Annotated in this window: 13 protein-coding genes; 8 read left to right on the top strand and 5 right to left on the bottom strand. The window is 71.5% G+C overall.

Annotation, left to right across the window (positions count from 1 at the left end; all coding sequences use genetic code 11):
* The first annotated feature begins 71 nt into the window (after positions 1-71).
* Positions 72-1,370, top strand: coding sequence for a M14 family metallopeptidase (locus ACVDFE_RS14590; protein ID WP_458430752.1), 1,299 nt, complete (start codon positions 72-74; stop codon positions 1,368-1,370).
* Here ACVDFE_RS14590 and ACVDFE_RS14585 read toward each other — a convergent pair.
* Positions 1,351-2,475 carry an aminotransferase class V-fold PLP-dependent enzyme gene (locus ACVDFE_RS14585; RefSeq protein ID WP_360390410.1) on the bottom strand — a complete coding sequence of 375 codons (1,125 nt, stop codon included), beginning with the start codon at positions 2,473-2,475 and terminating at the stop codon, positions 1,351-1,353. The two genes, ACVDFE_RS14590 and ACVDFE_RS14585, sit on opposite strands and share 20 nt — an antisense overlap.
* 70 nt (positions 2,476-2,545) lie before the next feature.
* On the opposite strand from ACVDFE_RS14585, the gene ACVDFE_RS14580 reads away from it, so the two are divergent.
* On the top strand, positions 2,546-3,037 hold the full coding sequence (locus ACVDFE_RS14580; RefSeq protein ID WP_360390413.1) for a hypothetical protein: 492 nt from the start codon (positions 2,546-2,548) through the stop codon (positions 3,035-3,037).
* Here ACVDFE_RS14580 and ACVDFE_RS14575 read toward each other — a convergent pair.
* Positions 3,030-4,532, bottom strand: a complete 1,503-nt coding sequence (locus tag ACVDFE_RS14575; RefSeq protein WP_458430751.1) for an ABC transporter substrate-binding protein — start codon at positions 4,530-4,532, stop codon at positions 3,030-3,032. The genes ACVDFE_RS14580 and ACVDFE_RS14575 overlap by 8 nt on opposite strands.
* A gap of 25 nt (positions 4,533-4,557) precedes the next feature.
* On the opposite strand from ACVDFE_RS14575, the gene ACVDFE_RS14570 reads away from it, so the two are divergent.
* The 4 genes from ACVDFE_RS14570 to ACVDFE_RS14555 are packed head-to-tail and all read left to right on the top strand — an operon-like array spanning position 4,558 to position 6,821.
* Positions 4,558-5,331 (top strand): carbon-nitrogen hydrolase family protein, encoded by a 774-nt coding sequence (locus ACVDFE_RS14570; RefSeq protein WP_360390418.1) that lies wholly within the window; start codon positions 4,558-4,560, stop codon positions 5,329-5,331.
* 60 nt (positions 5,332-5,391) lie between these two features.
* A complete protein-coding gene (locus tag ACVDFE_RS14565) occupies positions 5,392-5,811 on the top strand; it encodes a TIGR03668 family PPOX class F420-dependent oxidoreductase (RefSeq protein ID WP_458430750.1) in 420 nt (139 codons plus the stop codon).
* A 43-nt stretch (positions 5,812-5,854) separates the two neighbouring features.
* Positions 5,855-6,355 carry a GntR family transcriptional regulator gene (locus ACVDFE_RS14560; protein WP_458430749.1) on the top strand — a complete coding sequence of 167 codons (501 nt, stop codon included), beginning with the start codon at positions 5,855-5,857 and terminating at the stop codon, positions 6,353-6,355.
* 34 nt (positions 6,356-6,389) lie between these two features.
* Positions 6,390-6,821 carry a hypothetical protein gene (locus ACVDFE_RS14555; protein ID WP_360390421.1) on the top strand — a complete coding sequence of 144 codons (432 nt, stop codon included), beginning with the start codon at positions 6,390-6,392 and terminating at the stop codon, positions 6,819-6,821.
* Here ACVDFE_RS14555 and nadC read toward each other — a convergent pair.
* The 3 genes from nadC to nadA are packed head-to-tail and all read right to left on the bottom strand — an operon-like array spanning position 6,792 to position 10,278.
* Complete coding sequence (gene nadC / locus ACVDFE_RS14550; RefSeq protein WP_360390424.1) at positions 6,792-7,634, bottom strand: carboxylating nicotinate-nucleotide diphosphorylase; 843 nt, start codon at positions 7,632-7,634, stop codon at positions 6,792-6,794. The genes ACVDFE_RS14555 and nadC overlap by 30 nt on opposite strands.
* Complete coding sequence (locus ACVDFE_RS14545; RefSeq protein WP_458430748.1) at positions 7,631-9,259, bottom strand: L-aspartate oxidase; 1,629 nt, start codon at positions 9,257-9,259, stop codon at positions 7,631-7,633. The genes nadC and ACVDFE_RS14545 overlap by 4 nt, the downstream gene beginning before the upstream one ends.
* Complete coding sequence (gene nadA / locus ACVDFE_RS14540) at positions 9,259-10,278, bottom strand: quinolinate synthase NadA (RefSeq protein ID WP_458430747.1); 1,020 nt, start codon at positions 10,276-10,278, stop codon at positions 9,259-9,261. The genes ACVDFE_RS14545 and nadA overlap by 1 nt, the downstream gene beginning before the upstream one ends.
* A gap of 73 nt (positions 10,279-10,351) precedes the next feature.
* Between nadA and ACVDFE_RS14535 the strand changes: the two genes are divergently transcribed.
* Together ACVDFE_RS14535 and ACVDFE_RS14530 are read left to right on the top strand one after the other, a co-directional pair.
* Positions 10,352-11,047, top strand: coding sequence for an NUDIX hydrolase (locus ACVDFE_RS14535; RefSeq protein WP_458430746.1), 696 nt, complete (start codon positions 10,352-10,354; stop codon positions 11,045-11,047).
* A gap of 10 nt (positions 11,048-11,057) precedes the next feature.
* Complete coding sequence (locus ACVDFE_RS14530; RefSeq protein WP_360390433.1) at positions 11,058-11,738, top strand: LON peptidase substrate-binding domain-containing protein; 681 nt, start codon at positions 11,058-11,060, stop codon at positions 11,736-11,738.
* The last annotated feature ends 171 nt before the right edge of the window (positions 11,739-11,909 follow it).

Raw genomic sequence — 11,909 nt, 5'->3', positions numbered from 1 at the left:
GTCCGTGACGGGGCCGCCACGCTCGGTCGAGCACCACTCCGTCGCAAACCCCTGCTGATGATGGAGGAAAGATGTCCAACAAGCGCCGCGGCAAGATCGCCGCAGTGCTCGCCGTGTGCCTGCCCGTGCTGGTAGCGGGCATGGCGGTGCCCAGCACCGCCGACTCCGGCCGCTACCTGCTGGAGGTCGAGGCGAACACGTCCGCAGAACGCACGCAGGTCGCCCAGATCGGTGTCGACGTGCTCGGCGCGACGAAGCTCACCACCGTCCAGGTCGTCGCCGACAAGGCCCAGTACCGCGCCCTGCAGGCGACCGGGCTGCCCCTGAAGTACGTCGGTGACTTCGAGCAGGAGCTGAAGAAGCTCGGCAAGGCCGACTTCACCGACCCGGTCCCCGGTCAGGTCGGCGCGCAGGACTTCCCGTCCGGTTACGCCGGCTACCACAACTACGCGGAGATGACCGCGGAGCTGCAGCAGACGGTGCGCGACCACCCGACGCTGGCGAGCCTGCGCAGCATCGGCAAGAGCTACCAGAACCGCGACATCTACGCGCTGAAGGTCAGCGACAACGTCGCGACCGACGAGAACGAGCCGGAGGTGCTGTTCGTCTGCGGCCAGCACGCCCGCGAGCACCTGACCGTCGAGCAGTGCCTGCAGATCATCAAGCGCTTCACCGACAACTACGCCACCCCCGCGGTGAAGAACCTGGTCGACAACCGCGAGGTCTGGCTCGTCCCGATGATGAACCCGGACGGCGCCGAGTACGACATCGAGACCGGCTCGTTCCGCGGCTGGCGCAAGAACCGCCAGGGCAACGGCACCGACCTCAACCGCAACTGGGGTTACAAGTGGGGCTGCTGCGGTGGTTCCAGCGGCAGCAGCACGTCGGACACCTACCGCGGCACCGCGGCGTTCTCGGCGCCGGAGACCTCGGTCATCCGCAACTTCGTGAACTCGCGCGTGGTCGGTGGCGCCCAGCAGATCAAGACGTTCATCGACTTCCACTCGTACTCGGAGCTCGTGCTGTGGCCGTACGGCTACACCCGCTCGGACACCGACACGGGCCTGAACGCGGACGAGGCGCGCGCGTTCCAGACGCTGGGCAGGCAGATGGCCGCCACCAACGGCTACACGCCGGAGCAGGCGAGCGACCTGTACATCACCGACGGCAGCAGCGACGACTGGATGTGGGGCCAGCACAAGATCTGGGCCTACACCTTCGAGATGTACCCGGCGAGCGGCAGCGGCCTCAACGGCTTCTACCCGCGCGACACGGCCATCGCGACGCAGACCGCGCGCAACGACCGCGCCGTCGACCTGCTGCTGAGCTACTCGGACTGCGTGAAGCGGGTCATCGGGCAGACGTGCTGACCCGTTCCAGCGCCTGATCGACCTCCTGGTCGGTGACGAAGTAGTGCGGGGAGGCCCGCACTACTTCGTCCAGGCCGCGGCGGGTCATGTCGATCCGGGTGGCCGCGGCCTGCGACACCGTGACGGCGACCTCCCGGTCCCACAGCCGGTCCTTGAGCTCCGTCGGCGGGACCCGCTCGGACGTGAACGTGACGATGCCCGAGTGCCGTTCGCCCAGGTCGTGGACGGTGATGCCGGGGATGCGCGCCAGCCCCTCGCGCAAGCGCTTGGCACGGGCGGTGACCTCGGCCTCGATGACGTCGAGGCCCTTGGCCAGCGCGTACTTCGCGGCGGCGATGAGCCCGAGCCGGTCGGCGACGTTGTACTCCCACAGCTCGAACCACCGGGCGTCGTCACGCGGCTCGTAGCGGTCGGCGGCCGCCCACTCGGCGCCGCTGTGGTCGAACAGCCGGGGGCGCAGCCTGGGCCGCACGTCGTCCTTCACCACCAGCGCGCCCGTGCCCCGCGGCCCGCGCAGCCACTTGCGGCCGGTGCAGACGAGCAGGTCGTAGTCGAGACCGCGCAGGTCGAGCTGGCCGGTCGACTGGCAGGCGTCGAGCAGGACCAGCGCGCCGACCTCGCGGGCCTTCGCCGTGACCTCGTTCACCGGGTTGACCAGGCCGCCGTTGGTGGGCACGTGCACCAGCGAGATCAGCTTGACCCGGTCGTCGAGGTCGAGCGCGTCGACGTCGACCTGCCCGTGCCGGTCCGACGGCACGACCTCGATCGTCGCGCCCGTCTCCTCCGCGCGGCGCAGCATCGGCACCGCGTTGCCGCCGTACTCGACCTCGGTGACCAGCACGCGGTCGCCGGCGGCCAGCGGGACGGCGTCGAACGCGGTGAGCCACGAGCGGGTGGCGCTGTCGGTGAACGCGACCTCCGACGGCCGTACGCCGAAGAGCTCTGCCAGCACCCCGTAGCCCGCCTCGAGGTCGTCGGCGCGTTCCGCGGCGGCCCGGTAGCCGCCGATCTCGGTCTCGCGGCGCAGGTGGCCGACCACCTCGTCGACCACCTCGGCGGGCGGGATCGAGGAACCGGCGCTGTCCAGGAAGATCAGGTCGCTCACGGCCCTACTCTGCCACGGGCGGGCAACCCCGGGGCCGCGGTGCGTGCGCTGCGGAAATAGGCTCCGGTCCATGGTGGAGATCCCCTACGGCAAGCGCATGCGGCCGCGGTACTGGCGGTTCCTGATCATCACGGCGGTCGGCATGGCGCTCGTCGCGTTCGCACTCGACGTGTGGTGGCTGCAGGTCGTGCTGCTGCTGGTCGGCGGGCTGAACGTGGTGGTGTGCGTGGGCGCGCTCTACGTGCTGCACAAGCAGCCGCACGCGGTGACGGACGACGAGCTGCGGCTGCGGCAGCTGGGGTTCTTCGACTGGCGCATCCCGACGGAGGACCTGGCGACCGCGGAGGTCGCCGAGCGCGGCCACAAGGGTCAGCGCACCGTCGAGGTGGTCGGTGACGCCGTCGTCATCCATTCGCTGACCAGGACGAACGTGTCGGTGCCGTTCCGCGGGCCGCAGCTGGTCGACCTCGGCAAGACCGGGGCGAAGCAGGTGGAGCGGGTCGAGTTCTGGGCGGACGACCCGGAGCGGGCCGTCCGCGAGATCAACGCCCGGCTCACCTAGGTTCCCAGCGCTCCAGGTTCCACCAGGGACCCCAGGACAGGGCGCCGTAGGAGTTCGGGTCGACGACGGGCTGGTAGCCGGTCCACGAGTCGCGCAGCACGTAGGCGTGCTCGGGGAACACCAGCACCGCCATCGTCGGCACGGCCGCGTAGGCCTGCTGGAAGAGCTTGTAGGCCACGGCGCGCTGGGCCGGGTCGACCAGCTTGCGGCCGTTCTCCAGCGCCACGTCCGCGGCCGGGCTGCCCTGGCCGCGCAGTCCGTGCAGCATCAGGTCGGGGTCGAACGGCGAGCCCTCGCCGGACAGCAGCGCGTCCTGGCCGACGCGCGGGCGGATCGCCTCCCACGACAGGCCGGCGAGCTGCACGTCCACGCCCACGGCCTTCGCGTCGGCGGCGAACGCGGTGGCGAGGTCGGCGCGCAGGTCGTCGCCCAGCGGGTACATCAGGGTGAAGCGGGCGGCGACGCCCTCGCGGACCCGGGTGCCGTCCGGTCCCGGCAGCCAGCCGCCGGCGTCGAGCTGGCGCGCGGCCTCCGCCTTGTCGTAGCGGAACTTCACCGTCGGGTCGAAGTCCTCGGCCAGCGCGTCCGGCACCGGCGTGAAGCCCACGGTGCCCTTGCCGTCGAGGAGGCTGTCGATCATGCCCTGCCGGTTGACCGCGTAGTTCAGCGCGAGGCGGATGGCGGCGTTGCCGGTGACGGGGTGCGCGGCGGGCAGCGCGACGGCCCGGTAGTCGGCGCTGCGGTGGTAGCGGACCTGGAGGCCGGACCGGTTGGGGAAGGTGGCGGCGAGCTTGGGCGGCAGCACGGTGCCGTCGAACTCGCCGTCCTGCATGCGGCGGGCGCGCTGGTTGTCGTCGGTGACGAACACGACGGTCAGCTTCTTCACCTTGGGCGCGCCGCCGAAGTAGTCCTCGTTGGCCGTCAGCAGCAGCCGGTCGCCCTTCTTCCAGTCGACGACCTTGTACGGGCCGGTGCCGACCGGCTGCCCGCTCGGGTTCGCCTGCTCGCTCGGCAGGACGCCGAGCACGAGCAGGTGCGGGAACGCGGCGTGCTGCTGGTTCAGCTGGAACCGCACCGTGGACGGGTCGAGCTGGTCGACGCTCTTCAGCGTGGCGAACCGGTCCTTGACCTGGCTCTGCAACGCGGCGGTGTAGGTGGCGACCACGTCCTCGGCGCCGAACGTGCTGCCGTCGGTGAACTTCACGTCCCCGCGCAGCTTCACCGTCCAGCTCAGGCCGTCCGGCGCCGGCTGCGGCAGGTCGGCGGCCAACTGCGGGGAGAGCGACCCGTCCTGGCGGTGTTCGACCAGCCCGTCGTAGATCTTCGACACGCCCTGCGCGCCGTAGCCGAGCAGCGGGTTCAGCGTCGTCGGTTCGTCGCGGTCGGCGAGCACGATCGACGTGCCGACGCCACCACCGTCCGGGTTGGGCGCGGCGGTCTCGGTGCAGCCCGCGACGGCCAGCAGCACGACGAGGAGCAGTGGGTAACGCGACACAGTCCGCGACCCTACAGTGGTCCTCATGCGCATCGCCGTGAGTCAGCTCAGCTCCACCACCGACCCCCGGTCCAACCTGGAGCTCGTCCGCGACGCGGTGCGCAGGGCCGACGGCGCGCGGGTGGTCCTGCTGCCCGAGGCGACGATGTGCCGCTTCGGCGTGCCGCTGGGCCCGGTCGCGGAACCGCTGGACGGCCCGTGGGCCTCGGCGGTGCGGGAGATCGCCGTGGAGCACGGCGTCGTGGTGGTGGCGGGCATGTTCACGCCCTCCGGTGACCGCGTGGCCAACACCACGCTGGTGACCGGCGCGGACGTGCACCTGGGCTACGACAAGATCCACCTGTTCGACGCCTTCGGCTTCCAGGAGTCGCGCACGGTCGCGCCCGGCTCGGACGTGGTGACGTTCGAGCTCGACGGGGTGACCCTGGGCGTGGCGACCTGCTACGACGTCCGCTTCCCCGCGTTGTTCACCGCACTGGCGGACAAGGGCGCGTCAGCGGTGCTGCTGGGCGCGTCGTGGGGCGCAGGCCCCGGCAAGAAGGAGCAGTGGGAGCTCCTGGTGCGAGCGCGCGCGTTGGACTGCACGTCGTTCGTCGTGGCGTGCGGCCAGGCCTACCCCGGCGACCTGGGCTCGTCCGCACCGACCGGCATCGGGTACTCGACGGTGGCGGACCCGTTCGGCAACGTCGTGGCGCAGCTGTCCGACCGGCCGGAGGTGGCGGTGGTCGACCTGGACGTGGCGGCGGTCGCGCAGGCGCGGGAGGTCCTGCCCGTGCTGGCCAACCGGCGGCTGGGGTGAGCCGAACCCCGGCGGTTCGTGGGCTGAAGCCTTGAGGGCCACTTGCGTTGAGTTCCTCACGTGGCCCTCCCACACGACCAGGCACGGCAGCGGTTCACCGATGCGCGAGTCGCACGCTTGGCGACAGCCGACGCGCAGGCGGCTCCTCACCTCGTGCCCGTGACCTTCGCGGTCCACGAAGACGTGGTCGTGTTCGCCGTCGACCACAAGCCGAAGAGCACGCTGAGCTTGAAACGGCTGAGCAACATCCGGGAGAACCCGCGGGTGTCGCTGCTCGCGGACGAGTACGACGAGGACTGGACGCAGCTGTGGTGGGTCCGGGCTGACGGCGTTGCGCGCGTGGTGATCGACGCCGAGGAGCGGCATCACCCGCTGGAGTGGTTGTGCGACAAGTACCCGCAGTACCGCGAAAGGGTTCCGGCCGGCCCGGTGGTGGTGGTCGAGGTGCAGACGTGGCGTGGCTGGTCGTTCAAGCCGTGAGCCGTCACTACCCCGCCCGGAAGCGAACGAGGGAGTTCACCGCATGAACCCGACGCCGCCGTTCCGGCGCATCGCGGAGACGCTTCGGCGCGACATCCTCGGCGGTGCGTTGGAGTCCGGTGCACAACTGCCCTCGGAGAACGAACTGGCCGAGCGGCACCAGACCACCCGCACCACGGTTCGCAAGGCGATCGCCCTTCTCCGGTCGGAGGGGCTGGTGATGTCGGAGCAGGGCAGAGGGATCTTCGTCCGTCCGCGTCCACACCTGAAGATGGTGCTGACCGGTTCGAACTGGCGCGCTCACCGCGGCAGCGGGACGAGCAACTTCAACGCGGAGGCCGAGACCCAGGGCAGGACGGCGACTCAGCAGCTCCTCGCTGTCGAGGAAACGGCGGCGCCACCGGAGATCGCCGGGCGTCTCGGCATTCCGGCGCACACACCGGTCATCGTCCAGCTCGCCTGTGGTGATCCGCTCATTCGCTGGGTCGTCGCCACCGCGTTGATCCGGGAACTGCGCGGTTGCCGCTTCCAGCCGATCGCTTGACCTCGGGTTAGGTCGAGCTCCCAGGATCAGGGACATGACCCTCCCCGAACTGCCCGCGTTCGTCCGCGGCCGCACCCACCTCGACGGTTACGCGCTCTACCGCTCCGGCGGACCGAACGACCCCACCAGGGAGGTCGGCTGCGTCGTGCTCGTCACCGTCGACACCGAGGACGAGGCCACCGCACGGGCGTGGGTCGACTCGGTGTTCACCGCCCTCGCCAGCGACCCGGACCCGCACCCCGGCGGGATCTCCGCCGCCTTCCACATCCGCGCGGACGGCAAGCGGGTCGTCAACTACGCGGAGTGGGTCAGCGCCGAGGACCACCTCGACGCCCTCTCCGCCAGGGGGAACGGGGTCGGCTCGCCGACCGCGGACTGGCGCCGGGTGCAGAACTTTCCCGGCGTCCAGCACGTGGGCGTGCGGCGGTACCGGCCGTCAGCGCAGGTCCAGGCCGAGGTCGAGTGACGGGGACGAGTGCGTGAGGCCGCCGACGGCGAGGTAGTCGACGCCGGTCTCGGCGTAGCGGCGGGCCACGTCGAGGGTGAGGCCGCCGGACGCCTCCAGCTTCACCCCGGCGGGCCTGCGGGCCACGGCCTGCGCGCACTGCTCGGGGGTGAAGTTGTCGAGCAGCACCAGTTCCGCGCCCTCGGCGATGGCCTCGTCGAGCTGCGCGAGGCTGTCGACCTCCACCTCCATCAGCAGGTCGGGGGCGTGTTCGCGGGCCGCGCGGATGGCGGCGCCGACCGAACCGGCCGCGGCGACGTGGTTGTCCTTGATGAGGACCGCGTCGCCGAGGCCCATGCGGTGGTTCACGCCGCCGCCGCAGCGGACCGCGTACTTCTGCAGCAACCGCAGGCCCGGCAACGTCTTGCGGCTGTCGCGGATGGCGGCACCGGTGCCCTCGACCGCCGCCACCCAGCGCGCGGTCTGCGTCGCGATGCCGGAGAGGTGGCAGACCAGGTTCAGCGCGGTGCGTTCCACGGTGAGCAGGCCGCGGGCCGGGCCGGTCAGCACCAGCGCGGGCTCGCCGGGCACCGCCTTGTCGCCGTCGGTGGCCTCGGAGAGCACCTCGACCTCGGGCAGGTAGCGCTGGAACGCCGCCCGCGCAACGGGAACGCCGCACAGCACGCCGGCCGCGCGCGGGGTGATCTCCGCGGTCGCGACGGCCTTCTCCGGCACGGTCGCGAGCGTCGTGGCGTCCAGGCCGTAGCGGAGGTCCTCCTCCAGCGCGAGCTGGATGACCCGGTTCGCGTCGTCCCAGTCGAACTCGGTGGTCATGCGACAACCTCCGCCAGCACGGGGTGGGTCAGGACGGGGTCGGCCAGCACGGGCTGGCCGCTCGGGGTGAGCCGGACGAGCTGGCTGCGCCGCCACGCGTCGGACCGCTCGGTGAAGTCCGTGCGCACGTGGCAGCCGCGCGACTCGGTGCGTTCCTGGGCCGCCGCGATCAACGCGCGGGCGGCCGTGGTCAGCGCCGCGTCCTCGACGAGCTCGCGCGACTCCAGCTGCTTGTCCACGGTGGACACGTCGAGCGCCGAGCCGACGACGGCCAGGCCTTCCGCGTCACGGCCGATCGCGGCGTAGCGCGACATGACGCGCTGCAGCAGGTCGCGGTCCGCCACGGGAGCGGTCGGCAGCGAAGGCTCGGCCGCGCGTGCCGGGGCGATCAGCTTCAGGGCCAGGTCCGACGCCACGGCCTCGGCGGCACGGGTGCCGCACACCAGGCCTTCGAGCAGGCTGTTGGACGCCAGCCGGTTCGCGCCGTGCAGACCGGTGCGGGCGACCTCGCCGACCGCGTACAGACCGGTCACGCCGGTGCGGCCGTCGACCGTGGAGACCACGCCGCCGCAGGCGAAGTGGGCCGCAGGGGCGACGGGGATCGGGTCCACGGCCGGGTCGATGCCCACCGAGGTGCAGGCCGCGTGCACGGTCGGGAAGCGCGAAGCCATGTCGTGCAACGAGGTCGCGTCCAGGAACACGTGGTCGTCGACGCCACCGGGCCCACCGGCCATGTGCCGGGTGATCGCCGCCGCCACGACGTCGCGCGGGGCGAGGTCTTCGAGCGGGTGCACGCCCTTCATCACGCGCGCGCCCGTCGCGTCGACCAGCACGGCACCCTCGCCGCGCACGGCCTCGGTGACGAGCGGGCACCGGCCACGCGCGCCCCGGCCCGTGTACAGCACGGTCGGGTGGAACTGGATGAACTCCACGTCCGCGGCCAGCGCACCGGCCCGCAGCGCCAGCGCGAGGCCGTCGCCCGTGGCCACGGACGGGTTCGAGGTCGCCTGGTACATCTGCCCGAGGCCACCGGTCGCGAGCAGCACGGCGGGCGCGGTCAGCACACCGGGCACGCCGTTGCCGTCGAGCACCAGCAGACCGCCGACCGCGCCGAGCGGCGTCTTCACCGCGTCGACGGCGACGTGGTTCTCCAGCAACGGAACCCGTCCGTCCACAGTGGCCTTCAGCAACGCGCGTTCGACCTCGGCACCGGTCGCGTCGCCACCGGCGTGCACGACCCGGAACGCGCTGTGGCCGCCTTCGCGGGTGCGTTCGAGCAGACCGTCGGGCCGCGCGTCGAACAGCGCGCCGCGCTCCCGCAACCGGGCCACGGCCGCGGGCCCGTCCGTGATGATCGCGGCCACGGCGGCGTCGTCGCACAGACCGGCACCGGCCGTCAGCGTGTCGCCGATGTGCCGGGTGACCGAGTCACCGGGGTCGTGCTGGTCCTCCAGCACGACCGCGACACCGCCCTGCGCCCACCGGGTGTTGCCGTCGTCGCCGGCCGCCTTGGTGACGACCAGGACGCGCAGTCCCAGCTCACGCGCCCGCAGCGCGGCGGTCAGGCCCGCCACGCCCGTGCCGACCACGATCAGGTCGGCCCGCGCCTCCCAGCGCGCGGTCATCACTCACCGCCGCCGGGCTGGCCGATCTCGATCATGCGCTGCACGGCGCCCTGGGCCCGCTTCGCGGTCTCCAGGTCCACGTGCACCTCGTCCAGGCCGTCGCGCACGCACCGCAGCAGCGCGGCCGGGGTAATCATCTTCATGTAGGTGCAGGACGCACGGTCGTTGACCGCGCGGAAGTCGATCTCCGGGGCGGCCTTGCGCAGCTGGTGCAGCATGCCGACCTCGGTGGCGACCAGCACCTTGCGGGCGTTGGTCGAGCGCGCGGCGGTGATCATGTCGCCGGTCGAGAGGATCTTGACCTTCTCCGCGGGGACGATGCCCTCACCGCTCAGGTACAGCGCACTGGTCGCGCAGCCGCACTCCGGGTGGATGAACAGGTCCGCGTCCGGGTTGGCGGCGGCGCGCTCGGCCAGCTCCGGGCCGTTGATGCCGGCGTGCACGTGGCACTCGCCCGCCCAGACGTGCAGGTTGTCGCGACCGGTCTCGCGCTTGACGTGCGCGCCCAGGAACTGGTCCGGGCAGAACAGCACCTCGCGGTCGGCGGGGATCGAGCGCACCACGTCGACGGCGTTCGACGACGTGCAGCAGATGTCCGTCTCCGCCTTCACCTCGGCGGTGGTGTTCACATAGGACACCACGACGGCACCGGGGTGCTGCGCCTTCCACTCGCGCAGCTGCGCACCGGTGATCGAGTCGGCGAGCGAGCAGCCCGCGCGCTCGTCCGGGATCAGCACGGTCTTCTCCGGCGACAGGATCTTCGCGGTCTCGGCCATGAAGTGCACGCCGCAGAAGATGATGGTCTGCGCGTCGGACTGCGCGGCGATGCGGGACAACGCGAGCGAGTCGCCGGTGTGGTGGGCGATGTCCTGGATCTCGGGCAGCTGGTAGTTGTGCGCCAGGATGACGGCGTCCCGCTCCTCGGCGAGCCGCAGCACCTCGTCCCGCCACGCGGCGTTCGGCTCGACTCCGCCGTACACACCCGAAGCGGTTCGCTCCACGGTTGCGGTAGCGACCATCACTGCCTCCTCGATCCGGGGTTTTCGCCTATTGGTCGAAAACGTGGCCGATAGTATCAGCCGGGTGGCAGGTGTGGGGCACGAAGTTCTGGCAGCCGTGCTGCGGGTGAGAGGTGCGTCACTCCAGGTCATGCTGTGGGAACGCGCACGGGAGCCGCACGCTCACCGCTGGTCGCTGCCGGGTGGCGGCCTGCGGGTGGACGAGGACGTGGAGTCGTCGATCCGCCGCCAGCTCGCGGAGAAGGTCGACGCGCGACAGTTGTCTCACGTGGAGCAACTGGCCGTCTTCAGCGCCCCCGGCCGCGTTCCCGGTCCCCGCGTGGTGGCGACGGCGTTCCTCGGCCTGGTCCCCTCCGACGTCGACCCGGAGGTGCCGGCGGACACGGCGTGGCACTGCGTGGAATCGCTGCCGCTCATGGCGTTCGACCACTCCGCGATCGTGCACCGGGCCCGCCACCGGCTCGCCTCGAAGCTGTCGTACACGAACCTCGGCTTCGCGCTGGCGCCACCGGAGTTCACCATCTCCCTGCTGCGCGACCACTACTCCGCGGCACTCGGTTACCGGGTCTCCGCAACGAACCTGCAGCGCGTGCTGTCGCGCCGCCTGCTGCTCGAACCGACCGGCGGCACCGCACCGCCCGGACCGTCCGGCGGCCGCCCCGCCGCACTGTTCCGGTTCAGCGCAAGGGGAATCAAAGTCACCGATCCGTTCGCCGTGCTGAGACCGCCGGGATCCGGCCGTCCAGCAGGCGGGGGTGGCACCCCGTAACGTTGCACGCGTGGCCGAGACGCTCCCCCTGTTCCCCCTGGGCACCGTGCTGTTGCCCGGTGCGTCTTTGCCGTTGCACATCTTCGAGCCGCGCTACCGCCAGCTCGTCGTGGACCTGATGACCGGCACCCTGTTCGGCCGCACCTTCGGCGTGGTCTGCATCAAGGAGGGCTGGGAGGTCGGCGCCGACAACGTCCGCTCCCTGCAGGACATCGGCTGCTCGGCGGACCTGCTCGACGCCCGCCCGCTGCCGGAGGGCCGCTTCGACATCGTCACGCGCGGGGTGCGCCGCTTCCGCCTGCTCGACGTCGACACCACCACCGCCCCGTACCTGCTCGGCAGCGTCGAGTACCTCGACGACGTCCCGGTGCCCGAGGCGGCGCTGGAGGTCGTGCCGATCCTGGAACGCGGGGCCCGCGCCGCCCACGAGCGCTACTGCGGCGCCGCCTGGCACCGCGAGGACTGGTCGGCCCCGGCCGCGGACGTGGAGCTGGGCGCGTTGTCGTACCTGCTCGCCGCCGACTGCCTGCTGCCGGTCGACGACCGCCAGCGGCTGCTGGAGGAGACGTCGCCGGCGCGGCGGCTGCGGCTGGTGCGCCGGATGCTGCACCGGGAGACCGGGATCTTCAGCGCGCTGAAGGCGGTTCCGGTGCCGTTGACCGAGTTCGGGCACGTGCCGAACCCGAACTGACCGCCCGGCATCTGCAAGTACCACCAACCCGACATCAACAGGCTCGTAACTACCTCCAACTGGTTCGGCGCGCGCCGAACCAGTTGGAGGTAGTCAGCGACGGTTTGATCAAGAGTTGGTGGTACTTGCAGATGCCGGAGAAGCAGGGTGGGAGCGCCGGAGGGATCGTTG

This window comes from Lentzea chajnantorensis (assembly GCF_054300775.1).
This window is presented reverse-complemented; position numbering and strand designations above follow the sequence as displayed.